Genomic DNA, 18,334 nt, shown 5'->3' with positions numbered 1-18,334 from the left:
GCCGAAATGATCACTCGCAGGACAAGGTCCGCAACTGATCCAGATACACCCGGGTGCGCGGATCGCCCGGAAAGTGCTCGATGATCTCGCGTGCCGCCTCGCCCGCGATCCACATCAGTGACGGCAGCGACCGGCGCTTGCCCGCGAAGGCCCGCATGCCCTCGTCCAGCGCGAGTTCCAGATCGCGGTCGCGCACCGCGACCACCGCGAGGGTGAGGTGTGCCTCCGACACCCGCATCGGATTGCGTATCGTGCCGTCGGCGCGGGTCGAGTGGCGGATGACCTCGCGCGCATAGGATTCCGCGAGCGGATCCTCACCGGCGACCCGGCAGCAGTCCATGGCGTAGAAGTCGAACTTCTGCGGATCGACCACGAAATGGTTGTCCAGATTGGTCGGATGGTCGAGTCGCTCGAGGATAGCTCGACCCCGGTTCAGCGACGCCTCTACCTCGCGCCGGTCACCGAGTCGGGCCCATGCCTTCGCACGTTGTGCGCACAACTGGACACCGACGCCGAGTTTGCCACTGGTTGTCAGCGCCGGGTCGACCGCCTCGATCGCGCCTCGATAGTTGCCCTGGGTCAGCGCGAACCAGGCCGCCATTTCCGCACTCCAGCCGGTGATCTCGGCGTTCTCGGCTTCCTGGCCGAGCGAATAGGCCGCGCGGCGAGTGGCTTCCGCGGTGGTGCGCCGACCGAGGTCGTAATCCACGCAACCGACCAGTAGTGCGACCCAACCGGCCAGTACGAGAATTTCCCGATGCTGCGCCAGCGTCAGCCGGCCGTCCAGCAGTGAGGTGATGCGGCGCAACCAGGACGTGCCCTCGGTATGCAGATCGTGCGGATCGGCGAACGGATATTCGCAGCACAGCCGCTCCGCGGTGATGCGGATGGCATCCAGTGTGGCCGTGGAGACATCGGACATCCTTAGCCTGCCGATGAATTCGAGCGTGTCCATCCCGGTTGCCGAGAGCAGTTCATCGTCGCGGTTCGGGCGATTTTTCGGGAAGAACGCTGCGGTAACCGTATCGAATGCCGCCGCGATGATAGGGGCATAGAAATCGTCCGGACGCGACTCGCCCGACTCCCAGCGTCGCCAGTTACGCAGCAGGGTACTGTCCGTCGGCAGGTTGTGCGAAGACTTCGCGCGCATCACACGGACGGCGTCTGCTTGTGACCACCCCCGCGCATCGCGTTCGGAGCGCATTCGGACAGCCCAGACGGGTCGATCGTCTCCAGCGGCCACGACTGTAGTATCTCATCAGTTAACGCTCAGTGGCCCGGATAGGGCATACAGATGTCATTGGGTTGACAGCTGCACTCGCAGTTTTGCGTCCTACATGATGGATATGGGCGCGGAAGATTTGCCACGCTCCAGATGTAAGGACATCTGCTCTTGCAAGTGCGCAGTACCCCTCGGCGACGGGGGTGATCCACATAAGAGAACAGCGAGATCCCCAATCCAACGGAGGTTCGGGTGGAAGCGTTGATCTATGGATACTTGCGTGACGACCTGGCCGATGGCCACAGTGCAGAGCTCGAGGATGCGATGAGCAGCCTCGCCCGCGAGGAAGGGCTCTGCTTCGCCGCAACATTCCATGAATCGACTTCCGGTGACGGCACGGCATTCGCCGAGCTGACCCAGGAGCTCAAGCGGGCTGATGCGCACCATGTGGTGGTGCCGTCACTCGATCACTTTGCCGGCCAGACGATTCCGCGAGACATTCTGCTCGCGAAGCTGGCCCAGGATGCGGCGGCGCAGGTGTGGACCATCGAGAGCTGTGCGCTTCGAGACGAGGCTCTTGACGAAGAAGCTGTGCCCCAGGACTGACCTGCGTCGCAGGTTCGCCACCAGCCAGGTCGCGACCGCACCGGCCGCGAGGGATGCGAGCAGCGCCGCGACATGGTGTTGCCCGAATGGCGGATAGACCTGCCAGTGCAGCAGATAGACGAATAACGAGCTGTCGGCAAGCAGCGCGGCGACCCCGGCGACCAAGGCGGGCACGCGGACCGCGGGCAGCCAGATCAACAACAGCAGCCCGCACATCACCAGCCGCTCCCGATCGGGAACGCCGAAGTAGCCGGGCACCGAGATCAGTAGCACCGCGCTGACCAACAGCCGCTGCCAGATCGCCGTAGCCTTCGCGGCCGCCCAGCCGAGGGCGAAGAACCAGCAGGCCAGCGGCGAGAACGGCACATCCTTGGCCGGGTAGAGCCCGAACGACCAGAGCCGGAACACCATGGTCAGACCGACCAGGCCCATGGCGAACCAGAACGGCTCGCGCCGCTGCACGGCATCGACGAACGGCACCCGCACCAAGAGCGCGGACACGACCATGAACAGCACAAGCACCTCGATGAACCACAGGTGCCCGGCGGTATCGCTGTCGCGCGGTCCGAGAAACTTGTTGAGCAGCAACACGTTCTGCCAGCTGTAGTAGTCGGTGAACAGCAGCGTGAGCGCTACCCAGGCGGCGGTCGGGATCGCGATGAGCGCCACCGTGCGCAGCGCGTGGCGCAGCCGTTCGGCGCGCGGAGTCATGGTGATCGAGAAGCGGGCGAAGTTGAATCCGGCGACACCGAGCAGGATATGTGCCGCACCCCAAAGCGTGAACATGCCGATATGCGAGCCCGCGATCAGTACGATCCCGGCGGCGCGCAACAAGGTCGGGGTGTCCACTGTGCGACCGAATGTCCGGTGGCCGTCCGGAACTCGCTCGAGCTCGGCGACGGTCAGGTCCGGCCAGTTCGCGGGCAGCCGGCCGAGTGCCCGCTCGAGGCGGGTCGAGGTGGTGATGTAGGTCAGCGAATTGCCGCCGAGATCGACGAAGGTGCTGTCCGGCCGGACCCGGTCGGGATCGATGCCGAGGGCAATGGCGTAGAGCGCGCGGATATCCCGTGGCGGCAGGTCGGATTCGGCTGCGGGGAGTCGGCGGATCGCCGGATAGTCGGGCTTGCCATTGGCCAGGCGCGGTATTTCCTCGACCGCGCACGCGCGAATGGCCGCGGCGGGCAGACCGGACAGTTCGGCGGCGGTCCCGGCCAGCGCTTGCGCCGGGCGTTCGGCGGCGACGACCAACTGATCGCCACTATCGGTACAGCACGCCGTGAAACCCGCCGCCGCCAAACCGGATTCGAGCCGCTGCAGATCGATACGCAGCCCGAAGATCTTGGCGAATCGGCTGCGCCTGCCGACCACCTGGTACAGGCCATCGTGGGTGCGTCGGGCCAGATCGCCGGTGCGCAGCGAGTCGACCGTGCGGCCGAGGGCGAGATCGCATGGGCCGTCGGCATAGCCGAGCATCACATTCGGTCCGTGATAGACCAGCTCCTCCTCGTCGGTATCCGGCACCGGCTCGAGGGTGAATCGGCCGCCGGGAATCGGCTTGCCGATGCAGTCCGAATGTTCGGCGGCCAATTCCGGTGGCAGATAGGCCATTCGCGCGGTGGCCTCGGTCTGGCCGTACATGACGACGAAGTCCCAGCCCGCCCGCTTGCCGAGCCCGGCATAGTCACGGACCCGCTCGGGTGCGAGGCGCCCGCCCGCTTGGGTGACGTAGCGCAGGCTCGGCAGTGACATCTCGGCGAAGCCGATGCGTTCGAGCAGATCGATCGTGTAGGGCACCGTCGCGAAAGATGTTGCGCCGTAATGACGGAACTGGACCCAGAATTCGCCGTCCAGGACAGACCGGTCGGTGAGCAGCAGACTCGCGCCGCGCAGCAGATGGCTGTGCACGACCGACAATCCGTAGCAATAGAACATCGGCAGGGTCGTCGCGGCGCGATCATCGGCGTCGATAGCCAGATATTCGGCAATGGCATCCGCGTTCGACAGCAGACTGGCCGCGGACAATCGCACCAGCTTCGGCGAACCGGTCGAACCCGAAGTGCTCAGCAGCAGCGCCAACTCCGGATGCAGGCGATGTGCCGAGCGGGCCCGCCGAATATCGGGCGGGCCCGCATCGATCACGACATCGGGATCGTAGGTGCCCAGCAATTCGCTGGTGATCTCCGCGGTGAGCAGAACCACGCAGCCCGCGCTCAGCGCGCCGAGATATGCGACGAGCGAGTCGATATCGTTGCGCGCCGCGAGCGCGACGAGACGCCGGTTCGCTCCGAGCTGCCGCGCATACTCCTCGACACGTGCCGCCAGCTGCGCATAGGTGATCCGCTCCAAACCATCCGGCACCGATTCCGCTGCTGTGACGGCCGCCGATGGAGATCGTGAGCAGAGGACGGCGATCCGGTCGTCGAAACTGCGAAGGTGCGCGACGATCCGGTGAATAGTCACGCGGGAAGTCTAGATGGCAAGCCTATCCGTACCTACGCGTGGCCCCCTGGCGAACTTTCGGTGAATTGTCCGAACCCGAACCGCAACGGCGCGAACCGATTACAGGCCGAAGCTGCCCGGACCCCGCCTGCGCAGGTACTTTTCGAATTCGGCCGCGATCGCGTCGCCATCGATCTTGGCCATCGCGTCGTTGAGATCGACGGCCGCGTCGCCGCGTTCCTCGAGCGAGCGCACATACTCGCTGATCTCGTCGTCGCCGACGGTCATCTCGTTGACGGCTGTCTCCCAGTCCTCGGCCTGTTTGGGTAGCTCACCGAGCGGCACCTCGATATCGAGCACATCCTCGACGCGGTGCAGCAGCGCGATGGTCGCCTTCGGATTCGGCGGCTGGGAGACGTAATGCGGCACGGCCGCCCAGAACGAGACGGCGGGTACGCCCGCCTTGACACACTGATCCTGCAGCACCCCGGTGATACCGGTGGGTCCCTCGTAGCGGGTCTGTTCCAGGCTGAACCGCTCGGCGGCTTCCTTGCTATAGGCCGAACCGGTGACCGGCACCGGGCGGGTGTGCGGGGTATCGGCGAGCAGTGCGCCGAGTATGACGACGGTCTGCACGCCGAGTTGTTCGATGAACTCGAGCAGGTCCGCGCAGAAGCTGCGCCAGCGCATATTGGGCTCGATACCGCGCAGCAGCACCACGTCGCGATCGCTGCCGGGCGGCGAGCAGACCGAGAGCATGGTGGAGGGCCACTGGATTTCCCTGGTCACACCGTCGACCTGACGTACCGTCGGCCGATTGACCTGGTAGTCGTAGTAGTCCTCGGAGTCGAGTTCGGCCAGCGGCTCGGCATCCCAGATCAGTTCCAGATGCTCGACGGCACCACTTGCCGCATCACCCGCATCGTTCCAGCCTTCGAAGGCGGCGACCAGCACAGGATCCCGCAACGTCGGCAGTTCCGGCTCGGGTGACACCGGAGATTCACTGGAGTTCACCCCGGTCAGCCTACGGCTTGTGAGCACGCGGCGTTGAATTTGCGCAGTCGGCGCGGCACCGTCGGTTCATCTGTCTGGGCAGGTGTGGCGCCCGACACCGATACGGTGGTTCGGCCTGTCGCAGCGGCCCACTACGCTTGATCACATGTCTGCGTCCAGCTCAGCCGCCTTCGATACCACCCTTCTCGACACCCTTCGTCGGCGTGTCGTGATCGGCGACGGTGCGATGGGCACGATGTTGCAGGCGGCCGAACTGACCATGGACGACTTCCGTGGTCTGGAGGGCTGCAACGAAATCCTCAACGACACCCGCCCGGATGTGCTGCGCAATATCCATCGCGCGTACTTCGAGGCCGGTGCGGACGCGGTCGAGACCAATACCTTCGGCTGCAATCTGCCGAACCTGGCCGACTACGACATCGCCGACCGGATTCGCGATCTGTCCGAGCGCGGCACCCGGCTGGCCCGTGAGGTCGCCGACGAGATGGGCCCGAGCGCCGACGGCACCCCGCGCTACGTGCTGGGTTCGATGGGACCGGGCACCAAACTGCCGACCCTGGGTCATGCCCCCTTTACCGCGCTGCGCGATGCCTACACCGAGGCCGCGCTCGGCATGCTCGAGGCCGGTGCGGACGCCATCCTGATCGAGACCTGCCAGGACCTGTTGCAGGTCAAGGCCGCGGTGACCGGAAGTCAGCGCGCCATGGTCAAGCTGGGCAGGCGCATTCCGATCATCACCCACGTCACGGTCGAGACCACCGGCACCATGCTGGTCGGCAGCGAGATCGGCGCGGCGCTCACCGCGCTGGAACCGCTCGGTATCGACATGATCGGCTTGAACTGCGCCACCGGCCCGGCCGAGATGAGCGAACATCTGCGCCATCTGTCCCGGCATGCCACGGTTCCGGTGTCGGTCATGCCGAATGCCGGTCTGCCCGTGCTCGGCGCGAACGGCGCGGAATATCCGCTGACTCCGGAAGAGCTGGCAATCGCGTTGCGCGGCTTCGTATCCGAATTCGGGCTCGCCCTGGTCGGCGGCTGCTGCGGTACGACACCCGAACATATTCGTCAGGTCACCGCGGCGGTACGCGAGGTGGAACCGACGCTGCCGCCGCTGGGGGAGCGCCGCGAACCGGTGCACGAGCCGAGCGTATCGAGCATGTACACCGCGGTGCCGTTCGAACAGGACGCCTCCGTTCTGATGATCGGCGAGCGCACGAATGCCAACGGCTCCAAGGCATTCCGTGACGCCATGCTGGCCGAGGACTGGCAGAAATGCCTCGATATCGCCAAGGATCAGACCCGCGACGGCGCGCACATGCTCGACCTGTGCGTCGACTACGTCGGACGCGACGGCACCACGGATATGGCGGCACTGGCGTCGCGGCTGGCGACCGCCTCGACCCTGCCGATCATGCTCGACTCCACCGAAACACCGGTCCTGCAGGCCGGTTTGGAACATCTCGGTGGGCGCTGCGCGGTCAACTCGGTCAACTATGAGGACGGTGACGGTCCGGACTCTCGGTTCCAGCAGACCATGAAGCTGGTCGCCGAACACGGCGCCGCGGTGGTCGCGCTGACCATCGATGAAGAGGGCCAAGCCCGCACCGCCGAGAAGAAGGTGGAGATCGCCGAGCGACTCATTGCCGATATCACCGGCAACTGGGGTCTGCGCGAAAGCGACATCATCATCGACACGCTGACCTTCACCCTCGGCACCGGCCAGGAGGAGTCGCGGCGCGACGGCGTCGAAACCATCGAGGCCATCCGGCTGCTCAAGCAGAAGCATCCCGAGGTGCAGACCACCCTCGGTCTGTCGAATATCTCCTTCGGCCTCAATCCGGCCGCGCGCCAGGTGCTGAACTCGGTGTTCATGCACGAATGCGTCCAGGCCGGACTGGATTCCGCGATCGTGCACGCCTCCAAGATCCTGCCGATCGCCCGCATTCCGGAGGAGCAGCGCGAGACAGCGCTGGATCTGGTCTACGACCGACGCCGCGACGGTTACGACCCGCTGCAGAAGCTCATGTCGCTGTTCGAGGGTGTGTCGGCCTCGTCGTCGCGGGCCTCGCGCGCGGAGGAATTGGCGGCATTGCCGCTGTTCGAGCGGCTGGAGCGCCGCATCGTCGACGGTGAGAAGGCCGGAATGGAGGCCGACCTCGATGCCGCCATGACCGAAGTGCCGCCGCTGCAGATCATCAATGAAACGCTGCTGTCGGGCATGAAGACGGTCGGTGAGCTGTTCGGCTCCGGCCAGATGCAGCTGCCGTTCGTGCTGCAGTCGGCCGAGGTGATGAAGGCGGCGGTGGCCTACCTGGAGCCGCATATGGAGGCCACCGACGACAGCGGTAAGGGCCGCATCGTGCTGGCCACCGTCAAGGGCGATGTGCACGATATCGGCAAGAATCTGGTCGACATCATCCTGTCCAATAATGGCTACGAGGTCGTCAACCTCGGCATCAAACAGCCGATCGCGACCATTCTGGACGCCGCCGTCGACAAGAAGGCCGATGTGATCGGCATGTCCGGCCTGCTGGTGAAGTCGACCGTGGTGATGAAGGAGAACCTGCAGGAGCTCAACGCCAAGGGCGTCGCCGACCAGTTCCCGGTGCTGCTCGGCGGTGCGGCGCTGACCCGCGCCTATGTCGAGAACGATCTCACCGAGGTCTACCACGGCGATGTGCACTACGCCCGCGATGCCTTCGAGGGTCTGCGGTTGATGGACGACATCATGACCCGCAAGCGCGGCGGCGGCATCGATCCGGACAGCCCGGAGGCGATCGCGGAACGCGAGAAGGCGGCAGAGCGCAAGGCACGCCACGAGCGTTCCAAGCGGATCGCCGAAGAGCGAAAGGCGGCCGAGGTGCCGATCGAGGTGCCCGCGCGCTCGGATGTGGCCGCGGATCTGCCGGTCGCGGTGCCGCCGTTCTGGGGTACCCGGGTGGTGAAAGGCGTTTCGCTGCACGAGTATTCGGGACTGCTCGACGAGCGCGCGCTGTTCCTCGGGCAGTGGGGTCTGCGTGGCCAGCGCGGTGGTGAGGGTCCGAGCTACGAGGAGTTGGTGGAGACCGAGGGTCGGCCGCGGCTGCGGTACTGGCTGGATCGACTGTCCACCGAAGGTGTGCTGCAGCATGCGGCGCTGGTCTACGGGTACTTCCCCGCGGTCTCCGAGGGCGATGACGTGATCGTGCTGACCGAGCCCGATCCGGATGCGCCGCAACGCTACCGATTCACCTTCCCGCGCCAGCAGCGCGACCGGTTCCTGTGCATCGCCGACTTCATCCGCTCGCGCGAACGCGCCCGCGAAACCGGTCAGGTCGATGTGCTGCCGTTCCAGTTGGTCACCATGGGTCAGCCGATCGCCGACTTCGCCAATGAACTGTTCGCGGCCGACAACTACCGCGACTACCTCGAGGTGCACGGCATCGGCGTCCAGCTCACCGAGGCGCTGGCCGAGTACTGGCACCGCCGGGTCCGCGAAGAGTTGGTGCTGGAGGGACATTCGGTCGCCGATTCCGACCCGTCGGATGTGCAGGAGTACTTCAAGCTCGGCTATCGCGGCGCCCGCTACTCCTTCGGCTACGGCGCCTGCCCGGAACTGGAGGATCGCGCCAAATTGGTCGACCTGCTCGAGGCCGACCGCATCGGCGTCGTACTGTCGGAGGAGTTACAGCTGCATCCGGAGCAGTCGACCGATGCGTTCGTGCTGCTGCATCCGGAGGCCAAGTACTTCAATACGTAACTGCCGACCAGTCTGTTTCTGGGCGGGATTCGTTATCCGACCGGTTCGGACGTTGTGATTCTCACCGCATCGGAATCGGTTCGATCGGAGCGTTTCCGATGCGGCGATGGCCTTGATTACCTCGTGATATGTGAGATCAATTGGTGCCGAGACGACACGAGGGATTGCGACGCGCGGGCCCATCCGGTCGGCCTCGCGGCTCTGACCTGGGCTATCGCCTTCGGGTTCGCGCGACGGTGGATGGATGTCGGTCGGGTGTGACAAAGTCTGAACTGTTGCAACTGCATCCGGGGCAGTCGGCGGATGCGTACGTCCTTCGGCAATTCGGGTGCAAAGGACTTCGGCGCGTAGCATTTTCGAAGATTTCCGCTTACGCGCGGAGTGCGGAATTGGCTCGGCGGGCAAGCAGGAGGGGCACAACACCATGACGGCGGACCGGTTGATCGCTGGACGGTATCGGCTGACGGATCCGATCGGCACCGGGGCCATGGGTGTGGTGTGGCGGGCCACCGACGTGCGGCTGCGTCGCACGGTCGCGGTGAAGCAGCTGGTGCTCGCACCCGGTCTGTCCCGGTCCCAGGCCCTGGAGGCCAAGCTGCGGGCCATGCGGGAGGGCCGCATCGCCGCGCGACTACACCACCCCAACGCGATCACCGTCTTCGATGTCGCCGAGGAGGACGGCCAGCCGTGGCTGGTCATGGAGTACATGAACGCGCCGAGCCTGGCGGCGAAACTGGCGGGCAAGCGGACCCTCGCGCCGACCGAGGTGGCCCGCATCGGGGCCCAGGCCGCTGGCGCGCTGGCCGCCGCACACGATGCGGGCATCATGCACCGGGATGTGAAACCGGCGAATCTGCTCGTCGGCGACGACGGCACGGTGAAGATCACCGACTTCGGCATCTCCCGCGCCGTGGGCGATGTGACCGTCACCGCGACCGGGTTTTTGGCGGGCACCCCGGCCTACCTCGCGCCTGAGGTGGCGCGCGGCGAGAATCCGGAACCGGCCTCGGATGTCTTCGCACTCGGCTCCACGCTGTACGCGGCGGTCGAGGGCAGTCCGCCCTTCGGTGAGGGTGATAACGCGCTCGCGGTCCTGCACGCCGCGGCCCGGGCACAGATCCCGCCGCCGCGGCACGCCGGAGAACTCGGGCCGGTGTTGATGCGGCTGCTGGCCGCCTCGATCGATGGCCGCCCGAATATGCGCGAGGCCAAGGAGGCGCTGGAAGCCGTTGCGGCGGGTCGGACTCCGGCGTTGGTGTCCACGCCGACGGTGACCAGGGTGCTGCCGGCACCCGGCGCCGATGCGACCACCGTGCTGAACAAGTCGGACAGCACGGAAGACGCGACACAGGTCGTCGCGCTGGGTGCCCCGGCCGTCCCCGTCGCGCCGCCGCCCGCACCGCCGAAGTCCGGTGGCACCCTGCCCGGCGGCGGCGATGGCGAGCAGAGTCGCGGCCGTCTGATCGCGGTGGCCGCGGCCGCCGCGGTCGCGGTGCTGGTGCTGGTCGCGGTCATCGTGTCGTCGCTGAACAACGACGACAAGGGCGGTAGCGCGGTCGGCTCGACGACGCCGACGCCCGCGCCGACAAGCTCCGAGACCGGACCGGAGTCGCCGATCGCGATCCAACCGGGCCAGCCGGAGCCGACGACCACGGCACCGACCACCCAGCCCAGCACCACGGTGCCGCCGACCTCGTCGACCAAGCCGTCCACCACCGCACCCCCGACGACCGTCAGCACTCCGCTCGGTCCGGCCACCCCGGACCGGATCTCGCAATTCGTCTATGGCTACTACGGGATGCTGCCCGGCAATGTGCAGGGCGGGTGGTCCCAGCTGACGCCGTCCTATCAGGCCCAGACCGGGGGCTTCGGCTCCTATTCGCAGTTCTGGTCCACCGTTCGTTCGGTGAGTGTGGGCGGCGTCACGCCGAACGGTGAGAACCGGGCCGTCGTTTCGCTTACCTATAACCTGAAGAACGGCTCGTCCTCATCGGAGAACCGATGGATCCAGGTCGTGTCGGACAACGGGCGATTGCTGATCGCCGCTTCGGGCGTGTAGACAAGGGAGACGAATCGGGTGTCGGCACGACTTGCCGGGGTGCTGTGGGATATGGACGGCACGCTGCTCGATTCGGAGAAGCTGTGGGATATCGCCGTGCGCGAACTGGCGCGCGCCCACGGTCACGAGATGACCGATGAACTTCGGCATTCGTTGATCGGTGCGTCCGGACCGAACGCCCTTCGGCTCATTTTCGACGGTTTGGGTGTCGAGGCGACACCGGATGCGGTCCGAGCGGCGGGTGAATTCATCGAGCGGCGGGTGACCGAGTTGATGGCGGGCCCCATCCCATGGCGTCCCGGTGCGAAGGATGCGCTCGCGTTGGTGCGCACCGCCGGTCTCGCGACCGCCTTGGTTACCAATACCAAGCGGTCGCTTACGGAATTCGGATTGGATACGCTCGGCCGCGATTTCTTCGACGTTTCGGTCTGCGGTGACGAAGTCGAGCACGGCAAGCCCGAACCCGAGATCTATCTGCGCGCCGCCGAACTGCTCGGCGTGCACCCGCGAGACTGTGTGGCACTGGAGGATTCGCCGACCGGTGCGGCCGCGGCCGGTGCCGCGGGTTGTGCGGTCATCGTGATCCCGTGTGAGATACCGGTTTCGGCGGCCCCGGAGCGGGTATTCCGTAACTCATTGGTGGGATTGACCCTGCGGGATCTGGAAGACGCGCTACGCGTCAGAGGTTGAACCGCGCAACCGAGTAGGGGCGCTTTCGGGACGGATCATGATCACGAGTCCCGCCCTTCGTGAGCCGACACTCCCGACCTCGGCATAGTGAGAGTTACTGTGCCGCAACGCAAGTGCGCGCAGTTGGTACGTGTGACTCTAGTCACCGGCAACTTTGTCGAATCCCGGGCGTGTCGCCGATCGCTCTACCAAAATGACGCCATGGCAGCGACGGATGTCCTGGACGAGATCGTCGATACGGCACGGTATCCGCTGGGGGATCCGACCGGTGCGGCGTGGGGCGAAGCGGTGGCCCGGGCGCGCGCGGAACTGGCCGAAAGTGGCTGCACCGTACTGCGGGAGTTCATCCGTCCGGAGTTGATCGAGACCTTGCGTGCGCAGGGCGAGGCGATGGCGCCGGATGCGCACTACGAGGTCGAACGGGTCAACGCGTACAACATTCCGTTGAATACCGAACTGCCACAGGGCCATCCGGGCCGCATCGTGCTGGAACGCGGCAATGCCTTCGTCCCGCGCGACCGCATCCCGGCCGAGGCGCTGATCCACCGGCTCTATACCAGTGCGGTGTTCCAGCGCTTCGTCGCGGATTGCTTCGGATTGACCGAATTGCACGAATTCGCAGACCCTTTGGCCGGATTGTGCCTGAATGTGGTCGCGCCCGGAATGTCGCATCCGTGGCATTTCGACACCAATGAATTCACCGTCAGTATGTTGACCCAGCCCGCGCAGACCGGTGGAATCTTCGAGTACTGCCCGAATATTCGCTCACCGCACGCCGAGAACCTCGACGATGTGCGGGATGTGCTCACCGGATCCGGTGCGCAGCTGATCCGGCGCCTCGATCTGCGGCCCGGCGATCTGCAACTGTTCCAGGGCCGCTTCTCGCTGCACCGGGTTTCGCCGGTCGAGGGCGGAACTGCACGGCATTCGGCGATTTTCGCCTATACCGATCGGCCCGGTGTCATCGGCACCGTGGAACGCACCCGCCAACTGTTCGGGCGGGTGCTGCCCGATCACCTAACCGCCGCGGCCGACGCCGTCCGTGGCGATCGGTTGCTCGACTGAGAGGGACGACATGCCAGTGCCGTTGCATACGACCGGAAAAGCTTCCTTCGACGATATCTACGACCGTCCCGATCCGCGCGATTATTACGCCCGGATGGCCGAATTGGATTACCGCATACCGGAACTGGCGAAACCACACTTCCAGCAGCAGATTCGGGAATACCGCGCCTCGGCGCGCGTGGACACCCCGACCGTGCTCGATATCGGTTGCTCCTACGGCGTCAACGCGGCCCTGCTGCGCTTGGACACCACCGTGAGCGAACTCGCCGAGCACTACGGCGGCGCCGAGGACGCCGATCGAACCGAACTCATCGCCCGCGATCGGGCCCGCATGAACACCCGCGACCAACTCCCCGGCGTCCGCTTCATCGGTATGGATGCCGCCCGCCCGGCGCTGGCCTACGCCGAGGAAGCCGGATTCCTGCACGACACGGTGCACGCGGATCTCGAGGCCGCGGACCCGACCGAGGCGCAACGCCGTACGCTGGCGGCCGCCGATATCGTCATCTCGACCGGTTGCGTCGGATACGTCACCGAGAAGACGCTGGCCAGGGTGGCGACGGCGCACCCGCGTCGTCGGCCGTGGATGGCACACTTCGTACTACGCATGTTCAGTTTCGAACCGATCGCCGCGGAGCTGGCCGCGCTCGGCTATCGCACCGAGCGAGCCCCCGGGGTGTTCGAACAACGCAAGTTCGCATCCGATAATGAACGCACCCGGGTGCTGAATGCCTTGGCCGCCAACGGAATCGACACCGTTGGCCAGGAAAGTACTGGTTGGCTGCTCGCCAACCTGTACATCTCGCGACCACTACCGAAACACGCCGACCCCAAGGACCCGCATTGACCGAACGCACCTTCGCCGCCGACGACCACCTGCCACGGGTGCCCCTGCCGACGCTGGAGGACAGCGGCGCGCGGTTGCTGCAGTGGTGTGCGCCATTGCTGACCGCCGACGAATTCGCCAGCACCGAGGCCGCGGTGGCCGACCTGCTTCGCCCCGACGGTGCGGGCCGAAAGCTGCACGCGGCACTTGCCGAATACGATGCCACTCCCGGTGTCGGGAGCTGGCTGGATCTGTTCTGGCCGTCGCGCTATCTGGGCCGTCGCGATCGCATCGCGTTGAATGCCAACTTCTTCTTCCTGTTCCGCGATGACACCGCACTGGCCACCTCCACCGGGGCCTCGCAGGTGGAGCGGGCGGCCGCGATCATCACGGCCGCGGTCGATTACAAGCTGGCCCTCGATATCGAGGCGATCCCGCCGGTCACCCAGCGCGGACAGCAGCTGTCCATGTGGCAGAACAAGTACCTGTTCTCCGAGACCCGGATTCCGGGGGAGACGCAGGATTCCGTCCGGGTGCCCTACAGCGACGAATGGCCCGGACCGTCTGATGCCCGGCATATCGTGGTGTTCTTCCACGGCAGCATGTTCCGGATGGATGTGATCGGCCCGGACGGTGTGCCCTATTCGCTGGAGGATCTCGCCGATGGGCTGCGTGCGGTGCTCAAGGCTGGTGCGCGCTCGGCCCGCACCGATACCGCTGTCGGCCATCTGACCACCAAGGCGCGGGCCGAATGGGCGGTCAGTAGGCAGGGACTGCGGGCCGAACCCGCCAATGTCGCGGCCTTGGACACGATCGAGACCGCGCTGTTCGCTGTGTGCCTGGAGGATTTCACGCCGCGCGATGAACTGCAGGCCTGTGATCAGCTGCTGCACGGTGACAGTGCCAACCGCTGGTTCGACAAGTCGGTGTCGTTCATCGTCTTCGCCGATGGCCAGGCTGGCATCAATGTCGAGCACTGCGGCCTCGACGGCACCACCATCCTGTCCTTCGTCGATGCGCTGCTGCAGGCTCCGGCTGCCGAACATGCCGAACGGGCCGGGGCGCAGCCGCAGGGGTTGCCCCCGGTCGAACCGATCGAATTCGTGCTCGATCAGGCGCAGCGCGCCGATATCGCGGCGGCCGGGGCGGCGTTCTCCCGGTATGCGGCCGAGAATGCCACCGCGACAGTATCTTTCGATTTCGGCACTGCCCGCGCCAAACAGCTCGGCATCTCACCGGACGCGTTCGCACAGCTGAGCTATCAGCTGGCGCACCGGCGCAGCAAGGGATTGACCGGCGCCACCTACGAATCCATTGCCACCAGGCAGTACCGCAACGGCCGCACCGAGGCCATGCGGGTGGTGACACCGGAGATGGTGGCCTTCGTCGATGCCATGCAGGATCCGACGGTCGCACCGGCCGACCGGCTCGCTGCCGCACGGACGGCCGCGAGTGCGCACGTCGAACGCGCCAAGCAGTGTCAGGCAGGTGACGCGCCCGAACAGCATCTGTGGGAACTCGAGTGGATCCAGCGGCGGCGCGGCGCCGAACTCGGCGTCACCGAACCGATCCCGCTCTACACCAGTCCCGGTTGGACGATCATGCGCGACGACTACCTGAGCACCAGCTCGGCACCGTCGGTCAATATCCGCTACTTCGGTTTCGGCTCCACCAGCCAGAAGTGCATCGGCATCGCCTACGTCCTGCTGCCGGACCGCTGGAACATCTATCTGGCCACCCCGAAACCGGTCGCCGCCGAGATGTACGCCTTCGCCGACCACCTCCGCACTGCGGTAGCCGACCTGGAGGGCCTGCTCTCCGAGGCCTGACGCATGGCTTCGCACCCCTTGTGTCCGTCACAAGGGGTGCGAAGCGTGCGCCCGATGGGTGGTGCCGGGCCGGAGCAACGGGCCCGCATACCCGTCTGAAACAATGGCTCACCGTGAAGAACTTCGAAACCCTGTTCGCCGAGCTGCAAGATCGTGCGGTCACCCGCCCCGAGGGGTCCGGGACCGTGGCGGCATTGGACGCCGGTGTGCATTTCCAGGGTAAGAAGGTGCTCGAGGAGGCCGGTGAGATCTGGTTGGCCGCCGAGCACGAGGGGGACGAGGCGCTCGCCGGGGAGATTTCGCAACTGCTGTACTGGGTCCAGGTGCTGATGGTGGGCCGCGGGCTGAAGCTGGAAGACGTGTACCGACATCTGTGACGGCGGTGGCCGCCGCCTCCGGGGCCGTCGCTCGCGCCGCCACGTCGATCCCTAGTTCTCCTCCCGAAAGGACCCCTTCCCATGCTGCGCGTCGCAGTCCCCAATAAAGGCGCACTCTCCGAATCGGCAACCTCGATCCTCGCCGAGGCCGGTTACCGCAAGCGCACCGATTCTCGCGACCTGACCGTCCTCGATCCGGCCAACCAGGTCGAGTTCTTCTTCCTGCGGCCCAAGGACATCGCCATCTACGTCGGCTCCGGTGAGCTCGACCTCGGCATCACCGGCCGTGATCTGGCGCTGGATTCCGGTGCGCCGGTGCAGGAACGGCTCGCACTCGGCTTCGGCCGATCCACCTTCCGCTACGCCGCACCGGCCGGGCGCGAATGGAAGGTCGAGGACCTCTACGACAAGCGCATCGCCACCTCGTACCCCAATCTGGTCCTGAGCGATCTGCAGCGGCGCGGCATCGAGGCCGAGGTGATCCGCCTCGACGGCGCGGTCGAGATCTCCATCCAGCTCGGGGTAGCCGATGCCATCGCCGATGTGGTGGGCTCCGGTCGCACGCTGCGCCAGCACAATCTGATCGCCTTCGGCGAGACGCTGTGCGATTCGGAGGGCGTGCTCATCGAGCGCACCGGCTCCGATCAGAACGAACGAGCCCGCAATCAGCTCATCGCCCGCATCCAGGGCGTCGTATTCGGTCAGCAGTACATCATGTTGGACTACGACTGCCCGAAGGAGCTCCTGGAGCAGGCGGTCGAGATCACGCCCGGCCTCGAGTCGCCGACGGTATCCCCGCTCGCCGATTCGAACTGGGTCGCGATCCGTGCCATGGTGCCGCGCAAACAGGGCAATGAGGTGATGGACCAGCTCGCCGAACTCGGCGCGAAGGCCATTCTGGCCTTCGATATCCGGTCCTGCCGCGCCTTCTGACCCGATGTCGACCACTCGGCCCCGTCGCTCGGCGGGGCCGAGTCGTTTTGTGCGAGTGATCGATTCACTGCGATTGCAATCGGTGCGCTGACCTGCGGTTGATTGGTACGTTGCGGCCTCGATGAGGAAATGCAAGGAGTACCACCGTGTCACAGACACCGCCCGCGAAACGTTCGGGCAGCACATTCGCATGGAATGAGGACTGGCTGGCCGCCATCGTCGGTCTGGTTCTCATCACCCTGGTCCTGGTCGGCGCGATCCCGGATTGGTTGGTGCCGTGATGTCGGAGAGTGAAGCAAGGACCGAGACGGCCGCGGTGAGCGCCGATACCGCCCCCGCGGAAACCGAATCCGCGGAGTCCAGCGCGGAGGCGGTCGAGCCGTCCGCGATCCTGTCCGAAACCGGTGCACTGCAGGCGATTTCACGCCCGACGGTGGCGGAGATCGGAGCCGGGATCGCGGTCGTCATCCTGCTCGGCGCGCTGACCCGCTACTTCGACACCCATGTGCCGCAGTGGGCGGTCGGTACACCGTTGCATCGAATCGCCAAGTCCATCGAATTCCCGGTGTACGCCATTGCCATCGGTCTGATCGGCAATGTCGTACTCGCGAAACTCGATCTCCGGGAACGCCTTTCGGCAGGTTTCCGCACCGAATTCTTCATCAAGACCGGTGTGGTGCTGCTCGGCGCATCGATCAATCTGAAGATCCTGGTGACCGCGGCGGGCCCGTCGATCGTGCAGGCACTGCTGCTGATCACCGCGGTCTTCGGGTTCACCTGGTGGCTGGGCGGCCGACTCGGCCTCGACGATAAGCTGCGGGCCCTGCTCTCCTCGGCCGTTTCGATCTGCGGTGTCAGCGCCGCCATCGCGGCCGCGGGGGCGGTGCAGGCCAAACGCGAGCAGATCGCGTACGCGGCATCGCTGGTGATCATCTTCGCGCTGCCGTCGATCTTCGTATTGCCGTGGCTCGCTGATGTTTTCGATCTCTCCGATGCGGTCGCGGGCGCGTGGATCGGCGGCAATATCGATACGACCGCGGCGGTCGCGGCCTCCGGTGCGATCGCGGGGGAGAAGGCGCTGCAGATCGCCACCATCGTGAAGACCACGCAGAATGCGCTCATCGGCATTGTCGCCATCGCGCTTACCGCCTACTTCACGATCCGGGTTGAGCGCATTCCCGGTGCGGCCCGGCCCTCGGTGCGCCAGTTCTGGGAGCGGTTTCCGAAGTTCGTGATCGGCTTCGTCGCCGCGTCCGTCATCGGCACGCTGTATCTGCAATCGGTGGACAAGAAGACCGGCGCGGCGCATATCGCCATCGTCAACGATCTGCGGACCTGGTTCCTGATCTTCGCGTTCGTCTCCATCGGTCTGGAGTTCTCGCTGCGCGGGCTGCGCGAGGCCGGCTGGCGTCCGGTCGTGGTCTTCGGATCCGCGGCGGTCTTCAATCTGGCCGTCGGCTTGGGGCTGTCGATCCTGTTGTTCCACAACTTCACCGCGTAGATCCACACCCGCAACCTGTCGTTTCGGTGCT

General features: G+C 65.7%; 13 protein-coding genes. 10 read left to right on the top strand and 3 right to left on the bottom strand.

Annotated elements, in window-relative coordinates:
• Positions 1-10 precede the first annotated feature (10 nt).
• From ACQP1T_RS22530 to ACQP1T_RS22520, 3 genes are all read right to left on the bottom strand, one after another.
• On the bottom strand, positions 11-1,150 hold the full coding sequence (locus tag ACQP1T_RS22530) for an XRE family transcriptional regulator (protein ID WP_433755017.1): 1,140 nt from the start codon (positions 1,148-1,150) through the stop codon (positions 11-13).
• 531 nt (positions 1,151-1,681) lie between these two features.
• A complete protein-coding gene (locus tag ACQP1T_RS22525) occupies positions 1,682-4,288 on the bottom strand; it encodes an AMP-binding protein (protein ID WP_433755016.1) in 2,607 nt (868 codons plus the stop codon).
• 99 nt (positions 4,289-4,387) lie between these two features.
• Entirely contained in the window at positions 4,388-5,290 is a 903-nt protein-coding gene (locus ACQP1T_RS22520) for a PAC2 family protein (protein ID WP_051182178.1), read from the bottom strand.
• Between the two features lie 136 nt (positions 5,291-5,426).
• Here ACQP1T_RS22520 and metH point away from each other — a divergent pair, with 136 nt between their 5' ends.
• From metH to ACQP1T_RS22470, 10 genes are all read left to right on the top strand, one after another.
• Entirely contained in the window at positions 5,427-9,023 is a 3,597-nt protein-coding gene (gene metH / locus ACQP1T_RS22515) for a methionine synthase (protein WP_433755015.1), read from the top strand.
• A 424-nt stretch (positions 9,024-9,447) separates the two neighbouring features.
• Positions 9,448-11,082 carry a protein kinase domain-containing protein gene (locus ACQP1T_RS22510; RefSeq protein WP_433755014.1) on the top strand — a complete coding sequence of 545 codons (1,635 nt, stop codon included), beginning with the start codon at positions 9,448-9,450 and terminating at the stop codon, positions 11,080-11,082.
• An 18-nt stretch (positions 11,083-11,100) separates the two neighbouring features.
• Positions 11,101-11,772 carry an HAD family hydrolase gene (locus ACQP1T_RS22505; protein ID WP_433755013.1) on the top strand — a complete coding sequence of 224 codons (672 nt, stop codon included), beginning with the start codon at positions 11,101-11,103 and terminating at the stop codon, positions 11,770-11,772.
• 201 nt (positions 11,773-11,973) lie between these two features.
• Positions 11,974-12,837, top strand: a complete 864-nt coding sequence (locus ACQP1T_RS22500) for a HalD/BesD family halogenase (RefSeq protein ID WP_433755012.1) — start codon at positions 11,974-11,976, stop codon at positions 12,835-12,837.
• Positions 12,838-12,847: 10 nt separating this feature from the next.
• Complete coding sequence (locus tag ACQP1T_RS22495; RefSeq protein WP_433755011.1) at positions 12,848-13,684, top strand: class I SAM-dependent methyltransferase; 837 nt, start codon at positions 12,848-12,850, stop codon at positions 13,682-13,684.
• Entirely contained in the window at positions 13,681-15,492 is a 1,812-nt protein-coding gene (locus ACQP1T_RS22490) for a choline/carnitine O-acyltransferase (protein ID WP_433755010.1), read from the top strand. Before ACQP1T_RS22495 ends, ACQP1T_RS22490 begins: the two co-directional genes overlap by 4 nt.
• A 95-nt stretch (positions 15,493-15,587) precedes the next feature.
• On the top strand, positions 15,588-15,869 hold the full coding sequence (locus tag ACQP1T_RS22485) for a phosphoribosyl-ATP diphosphatase (protein WP_433762313.1): 282 nt from the start codon (positions 15,588-15,590) through the stop codon (positions 15,867-15,869).
• A gap of 81 nt (positions 15,870-15,950) precedes the next feature.
• The gene (gene hisG / locus ACQP1T_RS22480; RefSeq protein WP_433755008.1) at positions 15,951-16,802 is read left to right on the top strand and encodes an ATP phosphoribosyltransferase; all 852 of its coding nucleotides are present in this window, start codon (positions 15,951-15,953) and stop codon (positions 16,800-16,802) included.
• Between the two features lie 146 nt (positions 16,803-16,948).
• On the top strand, positions 16,949-17,083 hold the full coding sequence (locus ACQP1T_RS22475; protein WP_433755007.1) for a hypothetical protein: 135 nt from the start codon (positions 16,949-16,951) through the stop codon (positions 17,081-17,083).
• Entirely contained in the window at positions 17,083-18,303 is a 1,221-nt protein-coding gene (locus tag ACQP1T_RS22470) for a YeiH family protein (RefSeq protein ID WP_433755006.1), read from the top strand. Before ACQP1T_RS22475 ends, ACQP1T_RS22470 begins: the two co-directional genes overlap by 1 nt.
• The last annotated feature ends 31 nt before the right edge of the window (positions 18,304-18,334 follow it).

This window comes from Nocardia sp. CA-135398, assembly GCF_050955845.1.
Lineage (GTDB): Bacteria > Actinomycetota > Actinomycetes > Mycobacteriales > Mycobacteriaceae > Nocardia.
This window is presented reverse-complemented; position numbering and strand designations above follow the sequence as displayed.